This window comes from Alsobacter soli, assembly GCF_003004785.1.
Lineage (GTDB): Bacteria > Pseudomonadota > Alphaproteobacteria > Rhizobiales > Beijerinckiaceae > Alsobacter > Alsobacter soli.
Genome location: NZ_PVZS01000009.1, coordinates 78585 through 102369, shown reverse-complemented (window position 1 = coordinate 102369; position 23785 = coordinate 78585). Strand labels below are relative to the sequence as shown.

The 23785-nt window shown below is 67.8% G+C and carries 23 protein-coding genes; 6 read left to right on the top strand and 17 right to left on the bottom strand.

Annotated elements, in window-relative coordinates; all coding sequences use genetic code 11:
* Positions 1-6: 6 nt before the first annotated feature.
* From SLNSH_RS10045 to SLNSH_RS09970, 16 genes are all read right to left on the bottom strand, one after another.
* The gene (locus tag SLNSH_RS10045) at positions 7-1626 is read right to left on the bottom strand and encodes a response regulator (RefSeq protein WP_106336632.1); all 1620 of its coding nucleotides are present in this window, start codon (positions 1624-1626) and stop codon (positions 7-9) included.
* Positions 1623-3377 (bottom strand): ATP-binding protein, encoded by a 1755-nt coding sequence (locus tag SLNSH_RS10040; protein ID WP_106336630.1) that lies wholly within the window; start codon positions 3375-3377, stop codon positions 1623-1625. The genes SLNSH_RS10045 and SLNSH_RS10040 overlap by 4 nt, the downstream gene beginning before the upstream one ends.
* Complete coding sequence (locus SLNSH_RS10035) at positions 3374-4405, bottom strand: ATP-binding SpoIIE family protein phosphatase (RefSeq protein WP_106336629.1); 1032 nt, start codon at positions 4403-4405, stop codon at positions 3374-3376. Before SLNSH_RS10035 ends, SLNSH_RS10040 begins: the two co-directional genes overlap by 4 nt.
* Before the next feature lie 9 nt (positions 4406-4414).
* Complete coding sequence (locus tag SLNSH_RS10030) at positions 4415-4819, bottom strand: anti-sigma regulatory factor (protein WP_245422216.1); 405 nt, start codon at positions 4817-4819, stop codon at positions 4415-4417.
* Complete coding sequence (locus SLNSH_RS10025) at positions 4803-5189, bottom strand: STAS domain-containing protein (protein ID WP_106336627.1); 387 nt, start codon at positions 5187-5189, stop codon at positions 4803-4805. The genes SLNSH_RS10030 and SLNSH_RS10025 overlap by 17 nt, the downstream gene beginning before the upstream one ends.
* 10 nt (positions 5190-5199) lie before the next feature.
* Positions 5200-6075 carry an STAS domain-containing protein gene (locus SLNSH_RS10020; RefSeq protein WP_106336625.1) on the bottom strand — a complete coding sequence of 292 codons (876 nt, stop codon included), beginning with the start codon at positions 6073-6075 and terminating at the stop codon, positions 5200-5202.
* A gap of 425 nt (positions 6076-6500) precedes the next feature.
* Positions 6501-6851, bottom strand: a complete 351-nt coding sequence (locus tag SLNSH_RS10015; protein WP_245422233.1) for a response regulator — start codon at positions 6849-6851, stop codon at positions 6501-6503.
* 11 nt (positions 6852-6862) lie between these two features.
* On the bottom strand, positions 6863-8374 hold the full coding sequence (locus SLNSH_RS10010) for an RAD55 family ATPase (RefSeq protein WP_106336624.1): 1512 nt from the start codon (positions 8372-8374) through the stop codon (positions 6863-6865).
* Positions 8371-9090, bottom strand: a complete 720-nt coding sequence (locus SLNSH_RS10005; RefSeq protein WP_158266733.1) for a sensor histidine kinase — start codon at positions 9088-9090, stop codon at positions 8371-8373. Before SLNSH_RS10005 ends, SLNSH_RS10010 begins: the two co-directional genes overlap by 4 nt.
* A 206-nt stretch (positions 9091-9296) precedes the next feature.
* Positions 9297-10346, bottom strand: coding sequence for a sulfate/molybdate ABC transporter ATP-binding protein (locus tag SLNSH_RS10000; protein WP_106336620.1), 1050 nt, complete (start codon positions 10344-10346; stop codon positions 9297-9299).
* Positions 10347-10359: 13 nt separating this feature from the next.
* Positions 10360-11238, bottom strand: coding sequence for a sulfate ABC transporter permease subunit CysW (cysW, locus tag SLNSH_RS09995; RefSeq protein ID WP_106336816.1), 879 nt, complete (start codon positions 11236-11238; stop codon positions 10360-10362).
* Complete coding sequence (cysT, locus tag SLNSH_RS09990) at positions 11231-12079, bottom strand: sulfate ABC transporter permease subunit CysT (RefSeq protein ID WP_106336618.1); 849 nt, start codon at positions 12077-12079, stop codon at positions 11231-11233. Before cysT ends, cysW begins: the two co-directional genes overlap by 8 nt.
* Positions 12080-12082: 3 nt before the next feature.
* A complete protein-coding gene (locus SLNSH_RS09985) occupies positions 12083-13120 on the bottom strand; it encodes a sulfate ABC transporter substrate-binding protein (protein WP_106336616.1) in 1038 nt (345 codons plus the stop codon).
* 109 nt (positions 13121-13229) lie between these two features.
* Positions 13230-14867, bottom strand: a complete 1638-nt coding sequence (cysN, locus tag SLNSH_RS09980; protein WP_106336615.1) for a sulfate adenylyltransferase subunit CysN — start codon at positions 14865-14867, stop codon at positions 13230-13232.
* Entirely contained in the window at positions 14867-15769 is a 903-nt protein-coding gene (cysD, locus tag SLNSH_RS09975) for a sulfate adenylyltransferase subunit CysD (RefSeq protein ID WP_106336613.1), read from the bottom strand. The genes cysN and cysD overlap by 1 nt, the downstream gene beginning before the upstream one ends.
* Positions 15766-16560, bottom strand: coding sequence for a phosphoadenylyl-sulfate reductase (locus tag SLNSH_RS09970; RefSeq protein WP_106336611.1), 795 nt, complete (start codon positions 16558-16560; stop codon positions 15766-15768). The genes cysD and SLNSH_RS09970 overlap by 4 nt, the downstream gene beginning before the upstream one ends.
* 373 nt (positions 16561-16933) lie before the next feature.
* On the opposite strand from SLNSH_RS09970, the gene pdxY reads away from it, so the two are divergent.
* From pdxY to SLNSH_RS09945, 5 genes are all read left to right on the top strand, one after another.
* Complete coding sequence (gene pdxY / locus SLNSH_RS09965) at positions 16934-17782, top strand: pyridoxal kinase PdxY (RefSeq protein ID WP_106336609.1); 849 nt, start codon at positions 16934-16936, stop codon at positions 17780-17782.
* Positions 17783-17826: 44 nt separating this feature from the next.
* Positions 17827-18945, top strand: coding sequence for an endonuclease/exonuclease/phosphatase family protein (locus SLNSH_RS09960; RefSeq protein ID WP_106336607.1), 1119 nt, complete (start codon positions 17827-17829; stop codon positions 18943-18945).
* Between the two features lie 15 nt (positions 18946-18960).
* Entirely contained in the window at positions 18961-19866 is a 906-nt protein-coding gene (locus SLNSH_RS09955; RefSeq protein ID WP_106336605.1) for a PhzF family phenazine biosynthesis protein, read from the top strand.
* Positions 19867-20099: 233 nt separating this feature from the next.
* Complete coding sequence (locus tag SLNSH_RS09950) at positions 20100-20663, top strand: NUDIX hydrolase (RefSeq protein WP_245422214.1); 564 nt, start codon at positions 20100-20102, stop codon at positions 20661-20663.
* A gap of 231 nt (positions 20664-20894) precedes the next feature.
* Entirely contained in the window at positions 20895-21230 is a 336-nt protein-coding gene (locus SLNSH_RS09945) for a translation initiation factor 2 (RefSeq protein WP_245422212.1), read from the top strand.
* Positions 21231-21263: 33 nt separating this feature from the next.
* On the opposite strand, the gene SLNSH_RS09940 is transcribed toward SLNSH_RS09945, so the two are convergent.
* Positions 21264-21623 (bottom strand): hypothetical protein, encoded by a 360-nt coding sequence (locus tag SLNSH_RS09940; protein WP_106336601.1) that lies wholly within the window; start codon positions 21621-21623, stop codon positions 21264-21266.
* A 416-nt stretch (positions 21624-22039) separates the two neighbouring features.
* On the opposite strand from SLNSH_RS09940, the gene SLNSH_RS09935 reads away from it, so the two are divergent.
* Entirely contained in the window at positions 22040-23614 is a 1575-nt protein-coding gene (locus tag SLNSH_RS09935; protein ID WP_106336599.1) for a 2-isopropylmalate synthase, read from the top strand.
* Positions 23615-23785 lie beyond the last annotated feature (171 nt).

Here is a 23785-nt window from a genome sequence, read left to right as displayed (position 1 = left end):
GCCAGATCACGCACGCTCCCGCCCAAGCTCCTGCCGCAGCCGCGCGGCGAGTTCGTCGAAGTCGAAGGGCTTGCGCAGGAGCCCGTGCGCGCCCACGTCCGCGAGCGCGCGCGTGTCCGCGTGCCCGCTCGCGAACACGATCGGCAAATCCGGCCGCATCTCCTTGAGTCGCCGGGCCGTCTCGGCGCCGGTCAGGCCGGGCATGACGTAGTCGAGGATGGCGATGTCCACCGGCCCCGCCTTGGCGAGCTCGATTCCCTCGACGCCGTCCACGGCGGCCACCACCCGATAGCCGAGCTCGACGAGGGCGTCGCACATCACCCGGCGCAGGTCCTCGTCGTCCTCGATCAGCAGCACGGTTTCTTGCTTTCCGCGAGGCGCCTCGGCCGGCAGCGCGGGGGCGGCCGGCGCCGCAGCATGCCGGGCCTGGGGGAGCATGATCGTGACGGTCGTGCCGTCGCCCTCGCGGCTGTCGATGTGCGCCTGCCCGCCCAGCTGGCGCGCGACGCCATACACCTGGGACAGCCCGAGGCCGGTGCCCTGCCCCGCCGGCTTGGTGGTGAAGAAGGGATCGAACGCGCGCTCGCGCACCTCCGTCGACATGCCGGGGCCATTGTCGGCCACCGAGATCGTCACCCAGGGCTCGCCCGGCGCCTCGGGCCGGGACACCGTCCTGGTCGCGAAAGCGATGCGCCCGGAGCCCTTCATCGCGTCCCGCGCGTTAATGGCCAGGTTGACGAGGGCGAGTTCGAGCTGGTTGGCGTCGGCCAGCACGGGTCCGACGTCCGGACCGAGGTCGGTCGAGATCTGGATCGTCGGCCCGAGCGACTGCCCAAGCAGGTTCTGCATGCCGGTGATCAGCGCGTTGATGTCGACGGGCTTCGCCTCGAGCTCCTGGGTCCGGGAAAAGGCGAGCAGCTGCGAAATCAGCTTCACGCCCCGCTGCGCGGCCTGCAGGGCGTGCCCGGCCAGCTCGATGATGCGCTCCTCCTTGGAGCGCCGCTGGATCAGGTGCAGGCCGCCCACCACGGCCGCGAGCAGGTTGTTGAAGTCGTGGGCGATGCCGCCCGTGAGTTGCCCCACCGCCTCCATCTTCTGCGATTGAACGAGGGCGGCCTCGGCCTTGGCGCGCTCCAGGATCTCCCCCTGCAGCCGGTGGTTCGCTTCCGCGAGTTCGCGCGTGCGCTCCTCGACCCGCCGCTCCAGTTCGTCGTTCAACCGGCGCAACTCGGTCTCCGCGTCCCGAATGCGGAACAGCGCCCGCACCGCCGCCACGAGTTCTTCCGGCTCCGCCGGCTGCGTCATGTAGGAGTCGGCGCCGCTGTTCAGGCCCAGCGCCTTGTCGGCGCTGGCCACGAATGAGGCCGAGATCTGCAGGACCATCATCCGCGGATGCTCCTGCTTCAGAATCTGGCAGATCTCGATCCCGCTGTAGTCCGGCAGCTTGACGTCCAGCAGCACCACCGCCGGCTGGCGCTCGGCCGCCAATCGGAGGGCGTCTGCGCCCGTTCCCGCCTCGATCACCTCATAGCCGGCGCGCTGGAGCGTCCGCGTCTTCGCGTAGCGGACGGCCTCTGTGTCGTCGACATTGAGGATCAGGCGCGGTTCGGGCGTCTTGCTGGTCATGCTGCAGGTCCCGTCACACCGGCGAGCAAGGACATGAGAACCTCTTTCGAGAGCGTCTCCTTGCTCAGAACCGCCCTTGCCGATCCGACCTTGCGCCGCAGGTCCGGGTCGATGACGTGAGATGTCGAGACGATCACCGGCAGGGACGCCATGTCCGCCTCGCCTTGCAGCGCCCGCAGGAACGAAGGTCCGTCCATGACGGGCATCTGCATGTCCAGGATGATGGCGTCCGGCGGGTCGGACCGGATCAGCTCCAGGGCGTCCGCGCCGTTCGCCGCCTCGGCCACTTCGAAGCCCGGCTCCGAGGAGATGATCTGGCGCACCACGTAACGGAACGCCTCGTCGTCATCGACCACCAGCACCCTGCGCAGGCCGGCAGCGCCGGTCGCGCCGCGTCCAGGGGCGGCCGGCGCGTAGGATGCGGGGATCCTCAGCACGAAGGTGGATCCCTTCCCCGGCTCGCTGGTCACCGACACCGCCCCCTTGAGCAGTTCCGCGAGCTTGCGCGAGAGCGGCAGGCCGAGCCCAGTGCCTTTCGAACGGGCCTGCAGGCGGTTCTCCACTTGCACGAACTCATCGAAGATCCGCTCCTGGTCAGCGGGAGCGATTCCGATTCCGGTGTCGCTGACGGCGAAGACGACCTCGCCGCTCTTCCGGTTCCACCCGGCGCTCACCTTCACCTCGCCGGCTTCGGTGAACTTGAGCGCGTTGGAGATGAAATTGCGCAGGATCTGCGCCACCTTGCCCTCGTCTGTCCGGAGCGCCGGAAGCCCGGCCTCCTCCTCGAAGGTGAGCGAGACAGCGTCCGCGGTCTGCAACGGCTTCATCGCGCCGCGCAGGCCGCCGAACAGCTCGGTCACGGTGAATGGGGTGACCTTCACGTCGAGCTTGCCGGCTTCCACCTTCGCGAGGTCGAGGAGATCGTTGACCAGTTCGGTCAGGTGCTCCGCCGATTGCCGGATGTATCCGACCTGCTTCTCCTGCTCGGCCGAGAGATCGCCGTCGAGACGATCCAGCAGCATGCGCGAGATCGCCAGGATCGAGTTCAGCGGCGTGCGGAACTCGTGGCTCATGTTGGACAGGAAGCGGGTTTTCAGCTCGCTGGCCTGGCGCAACTGCTCGGCCTTCTCGTCCAGCTCGGAATAGAGCGCCACCACGCCCCGGTTGGTGTCTTCGAGCTCCCGGCTGAGCGTGTTCAGCTCCTCGTTGCGCTCCTTGAGCTCGGAAAGGCTGTTGAGCAGCTCCCGGTTCTGCTCGCGGAGAGCCCCCATGGGGTCGCTCTCGCTCTCGCGCGCGACCGAGGCCGCAATCGAGGACAGCGCGCTCGGCTGAATGGGCGCCGCGCGTTCCGGGCGCGCCTTGCGCAGGTCCACCACCGCGCCCTTGCCCGGAGCCGTCTCGATCGAGACCTGGTCCATCAGCCGCTTGGCGCCGATGATGCCGAGCCCCATCCCGGTGCGGGATTTGTAGCGGCCTTCCAGGATGGTCTCGAGTTGGCGGATCCCGGGCCCGGTGTCCGAGATGCGGACCGCTATCTCCTGGGGGCGCGCGTCGGTCTCCAGGAAGAACTCGGCCTTGCCGCCGCCGCCATACGCGTAGGCGTTGCGGGCGATTTCGGACACCGCCGTCGCGATGCGCGTCTGGTCCTGCTGGTCGAAGCCAAGCCGCTCGGCGATGCTGCGGGCGCGCTGCCGAACGTAAACGACGTCCATTTCGCTGCGGAGCGCCGTGGAGAGGATGGGATGTCTCATGGCCGCGGGCTCCGCGCCACCAGCACGGTGGCGTCGTCGCGCCCACGGCAACAGTCGCGCCACAGGATGGCGGCGATAAGGCTCGGATGGGCGGCGAACAAACCTGGGTAACGGTCCAGCGTCCAGCTCGTGGAGATCCCGTCCGAGTGCATCACCACCAGCGAGTCCCTCGGCAGCGGATATTCGAAGGCCTGAAAACGGCGCGCCGAGACGCCCGCCGAGCCGTTGTGGGAAATCATGCGGCGGACATCGCCCGGACTGACCACCGCTCCGGCGATGTTGCCCACTCCCGCGAATGTGGCCCGGCCCGTCGCGACGTCGAGAGCAGAGACCGCGACGGCCGCTCCGCGCGTCGCCCGCAGTCCGTGATGGATCCGCTCCAGGAGGTCCGTCAGGTCGAACACCTCGCTGGCGCGTGACGAGAAGATCCGCACCGCAGCGGTCGACGCTTCGGCCGCGGCCGCTCCGTGCCCGAGGCCATCCGCGACCAGCAGCAATGGGCGTCCCTCGCGGTCACGGGCCACGGCCCAGGCGTCGCCGCACACCTCCTCTCCGGGCTTGGGCGTAGACACAGCGCCGAAAGCGAGACTCGAAGAGGCATGAGGGATGAAATGGCCCGGCGGCGGCGTGCGGCCTCGACCGAGGCGCGCCAGCACAGCCGTCCCGTGACCGGGCCACGACACGATGTCCATGGAATGCGCCTGGCGGCTGACGGATCCGAGCCCCTGGCCCGCGCTGCCAGCCGTTGAATGACCGTCCCGCAGACACGCGGAGATGTCACCCATCCCCGGCCCACTGTCCACGGCGATGACCTCGACGCCGTCCGACCCGTTTTCGCAGACCAGCGACGACAGGATGGTCCCGCCGCCGCCATGCTTGACGAGATTCGTGGCGAGCTCGGTGGCCACGATGGCGGCCCGGCCTGCCTCCTCGGGCGTGAAACCGACCCGCTCCGCCAAGGCCACCACAATCCGGCGCGCTTCAGCGACCTGACTGCCTTCGCTGACTGGAATGGCCTTCGTCGTCATCGCGCCCTCTCACTTCCAGCGCACGATAGTGACGCGGGTTCCCTCGCCAGGCTTGGATTCGATGAAAAACTCGTTCGACAACCGGCGCGCGCCGCTGAGCCCGAGCCCCAGGCCCTTGCCAGAGGTGTAGCCGTCCTTGAGGGCGAGCTCGACGTCCGCGATGCCCGGGCCCTTGTCCTCGAAGGTCAGCCGGATGCCCCGGCGTCCCCCGTCCTGGACGACTTCGAGACGCGTGGTCCCGCCCCCGCCGTAGTCGAGCGTGTTGCGAGCGAGCTCGCTGGCGGCCGTGACGATCTTGGTCTGGTCCACCAGGCTGAGGCCGATCTCGATCGCGCGGGCGCGCACCTCCTGGCGAACCCGGACGATGTCGTCGGAACTGCGGACCGGCATCACGTCGTCACGAACGACGGCCACTGAAGTCTCCCAGGCCCCTGAGCCGGTTCTGGATCATCAGCATGCCGCGCTCCACGTTGAGCGCGGTTTTCACGCCCGTCAGCGACAGCCCAAGCTCCACGAGCGTGATGGCCACCGCCGGCCGCATCCCCACCACCACCGTGTCGGCGTCCAGCATGCGCGAGACGGCCGCGATGTTGTCCAGCATTCGCCCGATGAAGCTGTCCACGATTTCCAGCGAGGAGATGTCGATCAAAACGCCTTTGGCCTTGGTGGCCGCGATCTTGGCGGTCAAATCCTCCTCAAGGGCCAGAGCCAGGCGGTCATGCATGTCCACCTGGATGGTGATCAGGAGGGCGTCGCCCATTTTCAGGATCGGAATTCGGTCCATGGACGGCGCCTCAGCGCAGGAACTCGACGGGGGCGGCTGTCGCGCCGGCGGTGTCGACCACGCGCTTACCGATCCTCTGCAGGGCGAGCGCCAGCGCGTCCGCCAGGCTGGCTTTCGAGATCACGTTGAGCTCGACGCCGAGATGCACCATGGTCTGCGCAATCTGCGGGCGGATGCCGCTGACGATGCAATCCGCGCCCATCAGGCGCGCGGCCGCGACCGTCTTCAACAGATGCTGCGCCACGAGCGTGTCCACGGTTGGAACGCCCGTGATGTCGATGATCGCGATCTCGGCCGAGTGCTCCACGATGGACTGGAGCATGTTCTCCATCACCACCTGGGTGCGCTCGCTGTCGAGCGTTCCAATGAGCGGCAGGGCGAGGATGCCGTCCCAAAGCTTGACCACGGGGGTGGACAGTTCGGCGATTTCCCGCTGCTGGCGGATGATCACCTCTTCGCGGCTCTTCTGGAAAGACTCGATGGTCAGCAAAGCCAGCCTGTCGAGCTTGCGCGTCGCCTCGATCGTCGCCCCCGCGATCACGTCGGCCTGGTCCGGATAGTCCACTCCGATTGCGCCGAACAGCGGGAGCTTGAGGCCGAGTACGAAATTGGATGTTTCGCTGGGCGTGAAACCCTGGAGCGCCCTGGAACGGGACAGCGCCACCAGCATGTCCCGCAATTCGCCCCCGAGAGGCGAGTGCGCTGCCCCATGCGCCAGCTCGGGACCCACCAGGGCCAGCATGCGACGGCACTCGCCCTCGAGCTCGGCGTCCTTGATCCGGCCCGTCTGGAGGGTCCCGTCATCTCTCAGTTGCTGAAGCCAGCCCTTGATGATCTCGTCGTGATGCCGGCTGATGACGCCTGCCCAATCGGCCGCAACGGCCATGTCTGTACTCCCCCAACATGACCGGTCCGCGCAGAGGACCTGGGCGGCCCTCATGGTTTCAGCTCTGGGCGCCGGTCCGATCCAAGCCGCAGCTGAGCCGTTCAACTCGCGGTTGCAACAATCGTTCCCGCAGAGCTTCCGCTTTTTTCAAGGCGCCTAGTTTTTCAAGGCGCCTGGAGTGGCGCCGTCGCCAGCCTTCCCACGCCGCCGCGAGGGGTCCCCTGCGCAGCCTCAGGAACCAAGCTGCGGACTCGACAGTTGTTTGGACAGCGAAAGCAAAAGGAGGACAATATGGGACTGGGTAAAGGCGCTTTGCTTTGGTTGATCGGCGTCCCGATCCCGATCATCATTTTGATCGCGCTGTTCTGGCGCTGAGAGCACTGGTTATAACAACGAAGCCCTGTGGTCCACTACAGGGCTTCGTTTTATGACGTAACAATGTTCTGGATCGTCGCCAGCACATCGTCGATGAGGAACGGCTTCCGCAGGAACGCCGCATAGCCTGAACATCGCTCGCGCACGGTCGCTTCCGGCAACGAGCTCATCAGGATCACCCTGGTCCCGCTCACCCGTTCATCCTCGGCCAAGGCGGCCAGCATGCCGGGCCCATCCAGCACGGGCATCATGAAGTCCAGCAGGATCAGGTCCGGCTTTTCGGCCAGGGCCCGCTCCAGCCCCTGCCGGCCATTGTTGGCGACGACGACGCGAAAGCCCTCGTCGCTGAGGATGTCCTCGAGCACTTCGGCGATCGCCCATTCGTCGTCGACGACCAGCACCGTGCGCAAGATCATTCTCCTCGGCCGAGATGGTCGGGGATATGGGGCGCGGACTGCAGAGCCTGGGCTTCCTCGGGCCGCTCTTCCAGCCCACGCAGGAGCCGCTCCGCAACGGCTGCGTCCGCTTCGATGTGCAGTCCGCCCGGCTCCAGTCGGAAGCGGCGGAATTCCATGGAGGTCCGCCCCTCCCTGACCTTCAGCGCGGCCACAAGACGGTGCAGGTGGGAGTGGGCGCCGACATAGCGCATAACGATGATGTTGTCGGCCACGGGGGACATGTCGCGAACGGCCATTCCCGCCAGAGGCTGCCCCGGCACGATCCCGGCGAGATCCATCTCGGCGGTGGAGAGCGTGGTCACCGACCGGGCCCGCAACTCGTTGCTCAGCGCCGTGAGCAGCGGGCCGATCCGGGTCGTGTCCGTCGAGAGCTTGGCGAAGCCGTCCACGCCGTCGATGAAGAGCCGACGGATTCCGTTCTGCTCCACCGTGCGCAGCAGCCTGTCGCACACCGCGTCCACGACCGCCTCGGTGACCGGCTGCCAATGCACCCGGACCTGGCCGTCCTTGATCCTCTGAGCCACTGGAAGTTTCAAGCCCTTGGCCTTGACCAGGACGGACTGCGGGCTCTCGTTGAAGCTGAAATAGAGCCCCGGCTCGTCCGTGTGGCCGAGGAACTGCAACCCCACCGTGCTCTTGCCGATGCCCGCCGGTCCCAGCAGGAGCGTCGTGCTGTGGACGCTGGGCCCGCCCCCCATCATCCCGTCGAGGACAGGGATTCCGATCGACACGGTCGGCCCGTCGGCCGTCTCGGCCCGGCTGGGCTTCGCGTAGAGCGCTTCCGTGCGCGGGTAGACTTCGATGCCGTTGTCGCAGATCACGTAGGAATGCAGGCCGCGGATCATCGCACCGCCGCGGAACTTGTGGATCTGCAATTCGCGCTCGGACTGGCGCCCGTAGGTCGAGCTCTGCAGCTCCACGAGCCCATCCACCATGGTGTGCTCGGCTGAGACCATCCGCTGACCCATATAGGCGCTCGTCAGCAGGAACATGGTGCAATCCGTCAACCCGGCTTGGGTCTGCAGTTCGTGGATGAATTTCTTCAACTCGCGAGGCGAGGTAGCGGTTTCCTCCGCCGAGACAAGCCCATCCAGCACAAGAAGGCTGATCCTTTTGCTGCGGATCTCCCGGCGCAGCATGTCAACGAGGCCTTTCAGGCCGTCGTCCTCCAGGGTCCTGAAGGCGCTCAGGTAGGTGACGCGATCGGGGATGGCGGCGCGATCGAAAAAGGCCAGGTTCTCGAGGTGGCCGATCATGCGCGAATGGCTTTCGGCCAGCAGGGTCACATACAGCGCCCGCCCGCCGGCGGCCGCATGGCCGAAGCACAGTTGATTGGCCAGGATGGTCTTGCCGGAGCCGGGGGCGCCCTGGACGATGTAGATGCCGCCCCGGAACACGCCTCCACCGAGGAGGCGATCAAGCCCCGGGATGGTGGTCGGCGTTCGCTGCATTGTTGTTTCGTTCATGTCTCGCCCCTCCGGCGCTGGTCGTCCGCGCCGGCGCCGCTCCGCGGCAGCCGCACTGTGAAAGTGGAGCCTTGACCCTCCACGCTGGAAACCGTGATCCGGCCGTGCATGGCCTCGACCAGCCGCCGCACGACCCAAAGCCCGACGCCGAAGCCTCCGGCCGGCGCGCCCGCGCCCAGGAGCCGCTCGAACCGCTCGAAGATGCGCTGCTGGTCGTGGGGGGAGATGCCTGGCCCACGATCGGACACCCCGAACGCCAGGTCCTCGCCGTCGATTCGTGCGAACACCAGGATCGGCTGCCCCGGCGCATACTTGATGGCGTTGCTGAGCAGGTTCTCCAGGATCTGCTCGCCCGCGAGCCGATCGAACACGGCAGGCAGCGTCTCCGGGCAGCTGAACTCGATCCGGCAGCCGGAATAGGCCGCGGCGGGCCCCAGGCTCTCGACCACCTGGCCGGCCGTTTCAGCGAAATCGTGGGGCTCCGGCTTGAGGTCGACGCGCCCGGCCCGGATGCGGGTCACGTCCAGCAGGGTGGTGACCCGCTTGATGTAGTGCACCACGAGCCTCTCGGCGCGTTCGGCGCCCCTGGCGAGGATCTCCGCGTCGGAGCCGTCCTGCGCCATGCGCCTGAGCCGCTGCACCTGCGCCAGGATCGGCGTCATCGGATTGCGCAACTCGTGCGCCACAAGCGCGAGAAAGGCGTCGCGGGACGCCAAGGCCTCACGAAGCTCCTGGAGTTCCGCCTCCCCGGACAGGGACGTGGGTGAGGGATGCCGAGATCCCTCGTTGTCGTTGACCATGAGGCGGGGGACCAAAAGTCGCAACGGATGCGGTCAAGTCTAGGGCCGGGGCACCCCCGATACAATCCAGGGTTGCGAAAACCACGCGATATTGTCGCTGCCGAACCGTGGCGGGCTGAAAATCAGGCCGAAGGCCCGAATACGGTCGCCCTGACGATCTTGAGGCCGACCGTTTCACCGATGGCGGGCACGATAGCGCTGGGCAGATCCACGTCGAGCCTGCGGGCCAGCCCGGCGACCGCCACCTCCGCCCGGCGGATGGCGCCGTGCCGCCGCACCGCGGCGACGACGCCGGCGAGCCCCTGCCCGCCCGGCGGCTCCATCCGGACGTCCTGCGGACGGACAAAAAGATCGGCCGCGCCCCGTCCATTGTTGTGCGTCGCCGGAAAGATGGGCGTGTCCCCCAGGAAGGCCTGGCCACCCGCGAGTTCAACCCCGATCCGGTTGCTCTCCCCCAGGAAGCCGCACACGAAGGGGGTGGCCGGCTTGTCGTAGACGTCGTCGGGGGTGCCGACCTGCTCGATCCGGCCGTCGTTCAGGATCGCCACCCGGTCCGCGAGCTCCAGCGCCTCGTCCTGGTCATGGGTGACAAAGAGCGTGGTGTGGCCCGTGCGCCGGTGCACGTCGCGCAGCCACTGGCGCAGGTCCTTGCGCACGCGCGCGTCGAGCGCGCCGAAGGGCTCGTCGAGCAGGAGCACGCGCGGCTCGATCGCCAGCGCCCGGGCGAGCGCCACGCGCTGGCGCTGGCCTCCGGAGAGCTGGCCCGGGAAGCGCTTCTCGAGGCCGGTGAGTTGCACCAGGTCCAGCAGTTGCCCAACCCTCTGCCGTATGGCCTCTGAGCTCGGCCGCTCCCTCCGGGGGCGGGCCTTGAGGCCATACGCGATGTTGTCCGCAACGGTCATGTGCCGGAACAGGGCGTAATGCTGGAACACGAAGCCGATCCGCCGGTCCCTGAGGGAGAGCCGGTGGGACTCGATGTCGTCGAACAGCACCCGGCCACCGTTCTGCTCCTCCAGGCCCGCGATCACGCGCAGCAGCGTGGTCTTGCCGGATCCCGATGGGCCGAGCAGTGCGACCAGTTCGGCGGGCTCCACCTCCAGCGACACGCCCCGCAGCGCCGGGAACGGCCCGAACAGCTTGGTGACAGCCTCGATCCTGACTGCGACGGACATTGGCGGGCTCCGGTCAGTGCTTGGCGCCGGCCGACAGTTCGTCGGCGTAGCGCCATTCCAGCAGCGTCTTGAGAACGAGCGTGATCAGCGCCAGCAGGGCGAGCAGCGACGCCACCGCGAAGGCTGCGACCGTGTTGTACTCGTTGTAGAGGATCTCAACGTGCAGCGGCACGGTCGTGGTCAGCCCACGAATGCGGCCCGACACCACTGAGACCGCGCCGAATTCCCCCATCGCGCGCGCGTTGCACAGCAGCACGCCATAGAGCACGCCCCACTTCACGTTGGGCAGCGTGATGGTCCAGAAGGTCCGCCACCCCGAGGCGCCCAGCATGAGGGCCGCCTCCTCCTCGGCGGCGCCTTGCGCCTGCATCACGGGCAGCACTTCGCGCGCCACGAACGGGAACGTCACGAAAATGGTGGCCAGCACGATCCCCGGCAGGGCGAAGATGATCTCGATCCCGTGCGCCTTCAGCCACGGTCCGAGCAGCCCCTGGGCCCCGAACAGCAGCACGTAGACGAGACCGGAGACGACGGGCGACACCGAGAACGGCAGGTCGATGAGGCTGGTCAGCAGCGCCTTGCCGCGGAACTCGAACTTGGCGATGGCCCAGGCCGCCGCCAGGCCGACCACGACGTTCACCGGAACCGCGATGGCGGCCACCAGCAAGGTGAGGCGAACCGCCGCCAGGGCGTCGGGCTCGACCAATGCCTCGTGGTAGGCGTCCCATCCCTTCCGCAGCGCCTCCACGAAGACGGAGACCAGGGGGAAACCGAGCACCAGGGCCAGGAAGAGCAGCGCCAGGCCGATCAGCGCCGCGCGCGCGACTGGTCCCTCGCTGCGCACGCTGCGGCGCACGGGCGCGTCTGTCTGGGCGAGAGCGAGGTCAGACATGGCCCAGCCTCCGCCTGAGCCCGCCATGCAGCAGGTTGAGCAACAGGATCATGACGAAGGACGCCGCCAGCATCAGCACGCCGACCACCGCCGCCCCGGCGTAGTCGAACTGCTCCAGCCGGATCACGATCAGCAGCGGCGCGATCTCCGACACCATCGGCACGTTCCCGGCGATGAAGATCACCGACCCGTACTCGCCGACGGCCCGCGCGAAGGCCATCACGAATCCCGTCGCCAGGGCCGGGAACACGGAAGGGAGGATCACGGTGAAAATCGTGCGCCGACGGTCGGCGCCCAGGAGCGCCGCGGCTTCTTCGACTTCGGGCTCGATCTCCTCGAGCACCGGTTGCACCGTGCGCACCACGAAGGGCAGCCCGATGAAGACCAGCGCGACGACCACGCCCAGCGGCGTGTAGGCCACCTTGAGGCCCAGCGTGTCCAGCGGAGCCCCGATCCAGCCGTTCGGCGCGTAGATCGCCGCGAGCGCGATGCCGGCGACTGCGGTCGGCATCGCGAAGGGCAGGTCCACGGCCGCGTCGACCATCCTTCGGCCCGGAAAGCGGTAGCGCACCAGCACCCACGCGATCAGCATGCCGAAACCCGCGTTGACGAGCGCCGCCAGGAAGGAGGCTCCGAAGGAGAGCCGAAGGGCCGCCACGGTGCGTTCCGCCCGCGCGATCGCCAGGAACTCCGCCGGGCCGATGCTGGCGGCCTTCAGGACCAGGCCGGCCAGAGGGATGAGGACGACCAGCGAAAGGGCCGTCAGCGTGACGCCAAGCGCCAGCCCGAAGCCGGGAAGAATGCTGGGCTGGCGCCAGCGCGGAGCGGCCGCCGTCTGCATGGCTCAGCGCTTGGGCTTGTAGAGCTGGTCGAACGTGCCGCCGTCGCCGAAGTGCTCCGGCTGCGCCTTCGCCCACCCACCGAAGTCCTTGTCGATCGTGACGAGCTCGATGGGCTTGAATTGCGCCAGATCCTTCGGATCGGCCGTCTCCGGCCTGATCGGCCGATAATGGTTCTTGGCGATGATGGCCTGGGCCTTCGGCGTATACAGGAACTCGAGGTAGGCCTGCGCGACCTCCCGGGTCTTCTTCGCGTCAGCGTTGCCGTCCACGAGCGCAACGGGGGGCTCCGCCAGGATGGAGAGCGACGGCGTGACGATCTCGAATCTTCCGGCTCCGAACTCCTCGCCGGCCAAATAGGCTTCGTTCTCCCACGCGAGCAGCACGTCGCCGATGCCGCGCTGGGCGAAAGTCGTCGTGGCTCCCCTCGCTCCGGTGTCCAGCACGGAGACGTTCCCGAAGAGGGCGGCGATATACGCGCGCACCTTGGTCTCGTCTCCCCCATAGGCCTTCTTCGCCCAGGCCCAGGCCGCCAGGTAGTTCCAGCGCGCCCCGCCGCTCGTCTTCGGGTTGGGCGTGACCACCCCGACGCCCGGCTTGGCGAGGTCGCCCCAATCCTTGATCCCCTTCGGATTGCCCTTGCGGACCAGGAACACGATGGTCGAGGTGTAGGGTGAGGAATTGTGAGGCAGGCGCGTCTGCCAGTCCGCCGGGATCTTCCTGGTGCGCTGCGCGATCGCGTCGATGTCGCCCCCCAGCGCCAGGGTGACCACGTCGGCGTTGAGGCCGTCGATGACCGTGCGGGCCTGGGCGCCGGAGCCGCCGTGCGATTGACGGATGGTGACGGTCTGGCCGGTCTTGGCCTTCCACTCCTGCGCAAAGGCCGCGTTGATGGCCCTGTAGAGTTCGCGGGTCGGATCGTAGGAGACGTTGAGCAGTTCGACGGTCTGGGCGCGGGCGCCCGACGCGATGGCGAAGCAGAACGCGACGACCGTGACGGCCAGTGCGTGATCGAAAAGACGTCGAAGGCGCTTGCGTGTCATCGATGCTCTCCTGTGTTCACTATAGCCATCCCACCACGGTTGTGCGCGGTAGAAGATTGGGCGCCTTGCGGCAGCGTCCCCGGACCTTGGCGGCATATGCTGGCCCGGATCAGATCCCGCTGCCGTCGGCGTCGTAGGCGGCCCTGGCCAGACGCCTCTGCTCGAGGGCGCGCCAGCCCTTTCGGTGCGCGAAGCGAAGAGCGGGCCGCAGCAGCGCCTCCAAAAGGCCGGCCGCAATCGTGAGGCGCCAATCCCCGAGCACCGCCTGGGTCAGCGCTGCCATCCCCAGCCCGGACAGCAGCCTCCAGCTGGCCTCCTCGATCAGGCCCGCGCGCCAGCCTGCCACGAGGCCCTCGGCCAAATGCCGTCGCACGGCCGCTGCCGGCCCTGTCCCGCCCGCTCTCCGCGCCACGGCGTCGGCGCCGCGGACGAGCGAGGCTGCGCCGGCGTCCACAAGCCCCAGCGCGACGGTGTCGCCGGTGACCCGGTCCACCAGGATGAAAGCTCCGAGTTCACGGTCGCCCCGATAGTCGGTCAGCGCGACCGGCCGGTCCAGGGCGACGGTGACGAGCCCGATCTCGTTCATCCCCAGTCCGTCGGCAGCGGCGGGCTCGAACGAATGGATATCCACGGCGCCCAGCACCGAAACCCGGGCGGCAGCGGTTGCGGACGCCAGTCGCAGCTGGAATTCCTCGCCGTTGCCCAGGGAGCGCTCGCTCATCCAGAGCAGGCGCCCGGCGAAGGCCTTCCGGGCGGTTAGGCCATCTCCGACGGCCACGATCACATCGCCGCGCGACACGTCGATTTCATCATCGAGGGTCAGCGTCACGGCCTGGCCCGCGACCGCCTCGTCCAGATCGCCACCCTGGGTGACGATCCGCCTCACGCGGGAGGGGCGCCCGCTCGGCAGGGCAGCGATCTCGTCCCCAGGCCGGATCACCCCTCCTGCGACGGTCCCCGAAAAGCCGCGGAAGTCCAGGTTGGGCCGGTTGACCCATTGCACCGGGAACCTGAAACGCACCCCCGGCGCAGCGCTGGCGGAAATCTCCACCGTCTCCAGGTGCTCGAACAGGCTCGGCCCCGCATACCACGGCATCGCCGTCGAGCGACGGGCGACGTTCTCGCCCTCCAGCGCCGAGATCGGAATTGGCGTGACCGCATCGAAGCCGAGGCGTGCAGCCATCTCGCGATACTGCGCGACGATGCCGTCGAACACGGCCTGCTGGTAGCCGACCAGGTCCATCTTGTTCACGGCCACCACAATATGGCGGACGCCCAGCATGGACACGATGAACGAATGCCGGCGGGTCTGGGGCAGCACGCCCTTGCGGGCGTCGACCAGGATCACGGCGAGGTCCGCCGTCGAGGCGCCGGTCGCCATGTTGCGGGTGTACTGATCGTGCCCAGGCGTATCGGCCACGATGAACGACCGTCGTGGCGTGGCGAAATAGCGGTAGGCCACGTCGATCGTGATGCCCTGCTCGCGCTCGGCCGAAAGACCGTCGACAAGCAGCGCGAGATCGAGCTTGTCGCCCTGGGTGCCGAACTTCCGGCTATCGCGCGCCAGCGCGTCCAGCAGGTCGTCGTGAACCAGCTGGGCCTCGTAAAGCATCCGGCCGATCAGCGTCGACTTGCCGTCGTCCACGGATCCGCACGTGATGAAGCGCAGCAGCGCGGGGCCTTTGCTGGCGATGGGCTCGGGCGCCGGAATGTCGGGAACGGCCCGGAGGGCGACGGCGGGGCTCATCAGAAATAGCCCTCCTGCTTCTTCTGCTCCATGGAGCCTGCGCCGTCATGGTCGATGATGCGCCCTTGTCGCTCGGAGGAGCGGGAGCCGCGCATCTCGGCGATGATCTCCGGCAGGGTGGCGGCCGTGCTCTCCACGGCTCCGGTCAGCGGGTAGCAGCCCAGCGTCCTGAAACGGACCATCCGGGTTTCGACGACCTCCCCTGGCCGCAACGCCATGCGATCGTCGTCGCGCATGATCAGCGCGCCGTCGCGGACCACCACCGGGCGGGGCGCGGCGAAGTAGAGCGGCACGACAGGGATGTTTTCGCGGGCGACGTAGTCCCACACGTCGGCCTCGGTCCAATTCGACAGCGGGAACACGCGGAAGCTCTCGCCCGGGCGCTTGCGGGTGTTGTAGAGACGCCAAGGCTCGGGCCGCTGCGACTTGGGATCCCAGCGATGCTCCGCCGTGCGCAGCGAGAACACGCGCTCCTTGGCGCGCGATTTCTCCTCGTCCCGGCGCGCGCCTCCAAATGCGGCGTCGAACTTATGCATGTCCAGGGCCTGCCGCAGCGCCTGGGTCTTCATCACGTCCGTGTGGACTCGGGATCCGGAGACGAACGGGTTCACGCCGGCGCGCACGCCCTCCTGGTTGACGTGCACGATGAGGTCCAGGCCGAGCTCCTTCGCGCGCTGGTCGCGGAAGGCGATCATCTCCCGGAACTTCCAGGTCGTGTCGACGTGCAGAACAGGAAAGGGCAGCGGGCCCGGGTAGAAGGCCTTGAGGGCCAGGTGAAGCAGGACCGCAGAGTCCTTGCCGATGGAGTAGAGCATCACGGGGTTGTCGCAGGTCGCGACCGTTTCCCGGATGATGTGGATGGCCTCAGCCTCCAGCTTCTCGAGATGCGTGAGCTGGATCATGCCCCGGCCTCCTGCGGCGCAGCGCGCGTGAGCCGGCCGTCTTCAGCCACATGGAGGCCGCACTCCTTCCTGGCCTCGTCCTCCCACCACCAGCGGCCGGCGCGCTCCGGCTCGCCGGGCCTGATCGCCCGCGTGCAGGGCGCGCAGCCGATGGAGGGAAATCCTCTCTCGTGCAGCGGGTTGAGGGGAACGCCGTTCTCTTTGACGAACGAAAAGAGAGCATCCCTGCTCCAGTCCAGCAGGGGATTGGCCTTGATGAGCCCATAGGACGGGTCGAAGGAGACGAGCTCCATCCCCAGGCGGTTGGTCGATTGGTCGGCCCTGAGGCCAGTCACCCAGGCGCTGACGCCCCCGAGGGCGCGCCGGAGCGGCTCGACCTTACGGACCCCGCAGCAGGCCTTCCGGGCTTCCACGGACAGGTAGAAGCCGTCGATGCCCTGGTCGGCCACGAGCTCCTCCAGAGCCTCGCCCCGGGGATAGACGCCCCGGATGCGCTTGCCGTAGCGCTGCTCGGTTTCGCTCCAGAGCGCATAGGTTTCCGGGAAAAGCCGGCCCGTATCGAGCGTCACGACGGCGATGTCCAGGCCGCTCCCGAAGATCCAGTGTGTGAGCGCCTGGTCCTCGAGTCCGAAGCTGGTCGTGAAGACGATCCGACCCTGAACGGACCGTCGCAGGAGGGTCAGCCGCTCGGCGGGGCTGAGGCCGCGGAAGCCTTCCACAAGATCCCCGACCAAGCGACCTGAGGCGCGCGGACGGGATTCGAAGGCGAGGGGGAGAGAGGGAGCGGGCATGGCCAGTTCCGTTCGTTATATCGAACGAACCCTAGCCACAAAACCGAGACGACTTCAATCCCCACGAAACAAAAGAATTCACCGTAAACCACGTTGAGGTTTGTGAATTGATGCCTTGGTTTTGCCGGAACAATGGCGGCCAGATGGCGTTAACCTGGCGTTAACCGCTGGGAGGGACGGGCATGGAAATCTCCGCCGAGCTTCTCTTCGCTCTTACGGCCGCGGTTTTCGCGCTGTACGAGTTCGCCCTGGAGATGGCAGGCCGTTGAGCGGGCGCTACGCGGGACAGGAGCCGGCCAGCTTCACCGCAGCCGATGGCCGCGATCATGCCTTTTGATTTGTTTGGCGGCCGCTTCGGCGCAATGCTGCCAGCATGAACATTCTTTCCATCCAGTCCCACGTCGCCTACGGGCACGTGGGCAACGCCTCCGCGACCTTCCCAATGCAGCGTCTCGGCTGCGAGGTCTGGCCCATCAACACGGTCCAGTTCTCGAACCACACGGGCTACGGGCAGTGGACGGGCCGCGTCTTCGACGGCCCCATGATTGAGGAGCTGGTGGACGGCATCGCCCAGCGTGGGGTGTTGGGGCAGTGCGATGGCGTGCTCTCCGGCTATATGGGCTCGTCCGACATCGGCGTCGCGATCCTGTCCACGGTCGAGCGGGTCCGGGCCGCGAACCCGCGGGCCGCCTATTGCTGCGACCCCGTAATCGGCGACGTGGGCCGCGGCGTCTTCGTGCGCCCCGGCGTGCCCGAGTTCATGCGCGAGCAGGCGGTTCCGGCCGCCGACGTGATCACGCCCAACCAGTTCGAGCTTGAATACCTGGCAGAGCGGACCTGCGCCACGCTGGCCGACGTGAAGGCGGCGCTGGACATCGTCCATACGCTCGGACCCAAGGTCGTGCTCGTCACCTCGCTCCTGACGGAGGAGACGCCCGGCGATGCTATCGACCTCCTGGCCTCGGACGGCCAGGCGATCCACCGTGTTCGCACCCCCAAGCTCGGCCTGAGCGTCAACGGCGCCGGCGACGCGATCGCGGCGCTGTTCTACGTGCACTGGCTGCGCAGTCGCTCGACAGCCCATGCGCTGGGCGAGGCTGCGGCCTCCATCTACGGCCTGCTCAAGCGCACGGAGGAGGCCGGATCCCGCGAGATCCTCACGGTCGCCGCGCAGGACGAATTCGTGAACCCGACCCGCCGCTTCACGGTCGAGCAGGTCTGAATGGCGCAGGCTCGCCCGGCGCGCTGGAATGGGATGTCTCCGCCATGAAGCTGCGCGTCGGCACGTTCAACGTGGAGAATCTCTCCTCCCGCTGGCGCTTCGCGGAGGTCCAGCGCGGCGAGGTTACTGCGGCCATGTCGCTGGCCGAGTTCTCCCGCCCGCACGAGCGGGAGCAGGCCGAGCGCTCCGTCGCCCTCACCTTGGAAGACGACAAGCGGCAGATGACGGCGTTGGCCATCGCGGAAGCGCGCGCAGACATCCTCTGCCTTCAGGAGGTGGACAGCCTGCGGGTGCTGGAAGCCTTCTTCGCCAACTACGTGCACCGGATGTCTGACATCCGCTACGGTCACTTCAAGCTGGTGGAGGGCAACGACCGCCGCGGCATTGACGTCGCCTTCGCGGCCCGGCGCGACCTGCTGCGGCCCGACCAGGTGACGATCACCTCCCATCGCGAGGCCAGCTTCGCCGAGTTCGGCGTCTACGACCGCGACATCGCCGCCTTCGGCATCAGGCCGGACGACCGCGTCTTCAACCGCGACTGCCTGATGGTCGACCTGGACCTCGGCCGGACGTCCCTGACGCTCTTCGTCTGCCACCTGAAGTCCATGAACAACGGCAAGGCCGACGGCCGCACGGGCACGATGCCTCTGCGCCGGGCCGAGGCCCGCGCCGTCCGCTCGCTCGTCCAGCGCCGCTTCGGTCCGGACTGGCGGCGGGCCAACTGGATCATCGCCGGCGACCTGAACGACTATTTCGAGGTCATCGGCCCGGGAGGCGACGTCACGCCCAAGCCGCCCTGCGCGCTGGAGCCCTTGACCGACGGCTTCGGCGTCAACCCGGTGTCCGACTTGCCGCCTCACGAGCGCTGGACCCACTTCCACCGCGCCTGGGTGGAGGAAGAGCAGCGCATCAGGGAGGAGCACGTCCAGCTCGATTACCTGCTGCTCTCCCCTGCCCTCGCCGAGCGCGGCGCCAAGGTGGACATTATCCGCCGTGGCCTGCCCTATCGCACCCCGCTGGATCCGCGTGATCCGGATCGCTCGATCGCCAAGCTCGCCCTGACGGGAGACCGCTATCCGCGCGTCGGTTGGGATCGGCCCAAGGCCAGCGACCACTGCCTCCTTGCGGTCGAAATCGACCTGCCCCATTCCCATCGCGACTAGCAACGGGAGGACGCCATGCGCCGCCGATTCTTCACGCTGGACGTGTTCGCGGAACGCCCTTTGGCCGGCAATCCGCTCGCCGTCGTGCTCGACTGCCAGGGCCTGACGGATGCGGCGATGCAGGGGATCGCGCGCGAGTTCAACCTCTCCGAGACGGTCTTCGTACTCCCGCCGGAAGACGCCAGGAATCGCGCCCGGCTACGCATCTTCACGCCTGGCCGTGAACTGCCCTTCGCAGGACACCCGACCGTGGGCACGGCCGTTCTGCTCGCCTGCCTCGACCACGGCGCCGGCCACGGGGTGCTGGGCTTCGGCCTGGAGGAGAAAGTCGGCCTCGTGCCCTGCGTGGTCGAAGTGAAGCGCGACGGCTGCGGCGAGGCCACCTTCACGCTCCCCCGCCTGCCGGAAGAACTCGGGCCGGTGCCGCAGGCCAGACTGATCGCGCAGGCGCTGAGCCTGAACGAGCAGGACATCGGCTTCGGCGAGCACCGGCCCACGATCTACTCCGCCGGCAACGGCTTCACCTTCGTGCCGGTGAAATCGGCCGCCGCGGTCGCGCGCTCGCGGCCGGACCTCGGCGCCTGGGACGCGGGCGTCGGCCCGGCCGATCACCCGAACGCGTTCCTGTACACGCGCGAGACCACGGACGCGGGCAGCGCCTATCACGCGCGCATGTACGCGCCCGACATGGGCGTCCTGGAGGACCCCGCGACCGGGTCGGCCGTGGCCGCCTTCGCCGGCGCGGTGATGCGGTTCGACCGCCCCAGGGACGGCGAGCACATGCTCGTGGTCGAGCAGGGCTACGAGATGGGGCGCCCGTCGAAGATCACGCTCGGCCTTTCGGTCGAAGGCGGACGCCTCACAAAGGCGACCATCGGAGGCTGCGCCGTCGTGGTGTCCGAGGGCGCCTTGCGCGTCTGACCCCTGACCTGATTATGACGCGCACAGGCCGAACGTCTCTCCGGCCTCGACCCGTTGCGCCTCAACCGGACATTGGTATGCACCACGAAGCACTCCCGACCTTCGCGCGGGTTCAGACGATCGATTGCCGTTTCGAGCCCAGGCCATGGCCATGGGCCGAGGCGGAGCGTGAGCGCATCGACGCGCACTGGGCGACCGTCGCGGCGAGCAACCCGGCCCTGTACGACGGCCGCGTGCTGGTGCTGCACAGCGGCGGGATCGAAGGCGACACGTTCAGGGCCGCCTACCTGGAGACGCGGTTCTCCCGATTCCTGGCCTGGCGCGATTTTGGATTCCCGGACAAATCGATGCGCAACGGTTTCGCCATGGCCGCGCTGCGCAGCGCCGACGGCGCTTTTCTGCTCGGCGTCATGGGTCCGCACACCGCTAACGCGGGAAAGGTCTATTTCCCAGCCGGCACGCCCGATCCGAGCGACATCGTGGACGGCAAGGTCGATCTCGCCGGCAGCGTCGCCCGCGAACTGAAGGAAGAAACGGGCCTGACGGGCGAGCACGTCGCCTTCGCCGATGACTGGACCGTGGTGAGCCACGGCCAACGCATCGCCCTGATGCGTCGGGTCCAATCCGGCGAGCCCGCCGAGGCGCTCAGAACCCGGATCCTCGATTTTCTGGAGCGCGAGGCCCAGCCGGAGTTGAGCGATATCCGAATTGTCCGCAGCGCCGCTGACGTCGACGAACGCGCCATGCCGCCGTTCATGGCGGCTTACCTCCGACGCGAGCTCATGGGCGTGGCCTAGGCGGTTGAAACTCCTGGGGACAGACCCCGCCCCGGCCGAATTCAAGCCTCCCGCCTAGCTTGAACGTGGCGTTAAGCCATGGTGCTAATCACCGGCACTCCAGAACGGGGCTTAACGGTGATCCGCTCAACTTCACTCATTGCTGTCATGATGCTTGTGACCGGATGCGCGACCGTCACGCGCGGCACGACCAATCAAATCACTTTCACGTCCGAGCCGTCCGGCGCACAGATGCGCACGTCGCTTGGCCACACGTGTTCGACCCCTTGCACGCTCGAGATCCCGCGCAAGTCGGAATTCATCGCGACCTTCGCGATGGACGGCTACAAGGACCAGCAGGTGCCCGTTCAGACCCGCGTCGCCGGATCGGGCGCGGCGGGCTTCGCCGGCAATGTGCTCGTCGGCGGCCTCGTGGGCATGGGCGTCGACGCCGCCACCGGCTCGACGCTCGAGCACTTCCCGAACCCGGTTTCGGCCACCCTCGAAGCGCTGCACCGCGCCCCCGCCCCGAAGCCCGCACGCAAGCCGCGGGCCCCGAAAACGCCGGCCGCGGCTCCGCAGGCCTGATTTCGAGGCGGCCGCGACGGCGGCCGCGCTTCCTTACCCCTGCGGGTAACCGTGACGGCTCCGCGAGGCGCGGACCATGGCTTCCGCCTCCCCGTCCCGTCCGGCCTGGCACGCGGCGGAAGCCTGTCCGATCTCGACCTTGATGCGGTCATAGACGGACTGGCTGACATGGCCGGAGTTCAGGTCGTTGTCCATCATGGCGTGATAGCGCGCGACCGCGCCGGAGCAGCCCGAGCCTTCGGGAAGCCGGAACCCGGGCGGCGACACGCCCGCTGGCAGATTGGCGTAGGCGGATGCGCCCGGGGCTGGAGCCGCAGCCATCGGCCCCGGCGCCGGGCCGGCGCTGTTGCAGGCTGCGAGGGCGAAGCAAAGGGCGGGCGCGATCTTCCGCATCGGTGATTCTCCACGGCGATGTCTTCGTTTGACGCCGCCTGGAGACGCTCGTCAACGGGATGCATCCTCGTGCTCGGCTCGGAAGCAGCCGGAACGAAATCCAGCATCCAACAGCAGCCGAGGCTTGCGCCCCCGGCCTGCCCTCAGTTATGAAGCCAAAACGGCCAGCCTGGCCGGATAAGAGGACGCCGTGGCTGCATTCGCCACCCATCGCCTGCTGACGACGGAGACCCTTGCGGTCCGTCCGGCGGCGCTGCGCGCCTCGCTGCTTCTTTCCGGGCTTCTTCTCCTTACCCGCCCCTGAGGGCCGGCCGGGCGCTTGCGCCTAGGCGCTCAGGGGACGACGGAAGCCGACGAGACGCAAAAGCCCCGTCAGCCAGAGCATGCGACGGGCAAGGCCACGAGAAGGACACCCGATGACCGCCCAGAACGACGCCGCCGCCGTATCCTCCAAGGATCGCGTCCTGATCTTCGACACCACCCTGCGCGATGGCGAGCAGTCGCCCGGCGCCTCCATGACCCTGGAGGAGAAACTCCAGGTGGCGGACCTCCTGGACGAAATGGGCGTCGACATCATCGAGGCTGGCTTCCCGATCGCCTCCGAAGGCGACTTCGAGGCGGTAAGCGAGATCGCCAAGCGCGTGAAGCGCGCCACCGTTGCGGGACTGGCCCGCGCCGGCCAGAAGGACGTGGACCGCGCCGGCGAAGCCGTGAAGCGCGCGATCAGGCCGCGCATCCACACCTTCATCTCGACCTCGCCCGTGCACATGAAGCACAAGCTCCAGATGGAGCCGGCCAAGGTCCTGGAGATGGTGACGGCTTCCGTCACGCGCGCCCGCAACTGGGTGGAGGACGTGGAGTGGTCGGCGGAGGACGGCACCCGCACGGAAATTGACTTTCTGTGCCGCTGCGTCGAGGCGGCGATCAACGCGGGCGCCACCACCATCAACATCCCGGACACGGTCGGCTACACCACCCCTGAGGAATACGCTCGCCTTTTCCGGACGGTGCGCGAGCGCGTGCCGAACTCCGACAAGGCGATCTTTTCGGTGCACTGCCACAACGACCTCGGCATGGCGGTAGCGAATACCTTGGCCGGCCTGCAGGGCGGCGCGCGGCAGATCGAGTGCACCATCAACGGCATCGGCGAGCGGGCTGGCAACGCCGCGCTGGAAGAAGTCGTGATGGCCATCAAGACCCGCAACGACGCCTTCCCGTACTCCTGTAGCATCGACACGACGATGTTGACCCGGGCCTCGAAGCTGGTCGCCGCCGTCACGTCCTTCCCGGTGCAGTACAACAAGGCCATCGTCGGCCGGAACGCCTTCGCGCATGAGAGCGGCATCCACCAGGACGGCATGCTCAAGAACACCGAGACCTACGAGATCATGACGCCCGAGTCCGTGGGCGTGTCGAAGACCTCCTTGGTGATGGGTAAGCACTCCGGGCGCCACGCCTTCCGCGAGAAACTGAAGGAGCTGGGCTACGACCTGGGCGAGAACGCCTTCGAGGACGCCTTCAAGCGCATGAAGGACCTCGCCGACCGCAAGAAGCACGTCTATGATGAGGACATCGAGGCGCTGGTCGATGACGAGATCGTCACCGCCCATGACCGCATCAAGGTTGTGGCCCTCACGGTGATCGCCGGCACCCAGGGCCCGCAGCTCGCGACGCTGACGCTGGACGTCGACGGCGCCCACAAGACCATCCAGTCGAGCGGCAACGGCCCGGTGGACGCGACCTTCAACGCCATTCATGCCCTTGTTCCCCACGAGGCGCGCCTCGAGCTCTACCAGGTGCACGCGGTCACCGAGGGGACGGACGCCCAGGCGGAAGTCTCGGTGCGGCTGTCGGAGGACGGCAAGTCCGTCACCGCCAAGGCGGCTGACCCGGATACGCTAGTCGCCTCGGCGCGCGCCTACCTGGGGGCTCTCAACAAGCTCATGACCAAGCGCCTGCGCGGCAAGCCCGAGGCGCTCGCCGCCGGCTGATAGGCCAGGCCGTCCATCCCGCCGCTACGGGCCAGGCGGAGTGGATCCTCAAATTGAGGAGCCATCTCAGCATCTTGGCCCGAAGCGTCAGTCTCGATGACGCTTTTTTGAAAAAGGGGGGTGGACAGGCCGGGCGGCCTTTGCTACTCACCCCCTCGTCGCGGGGCCGAA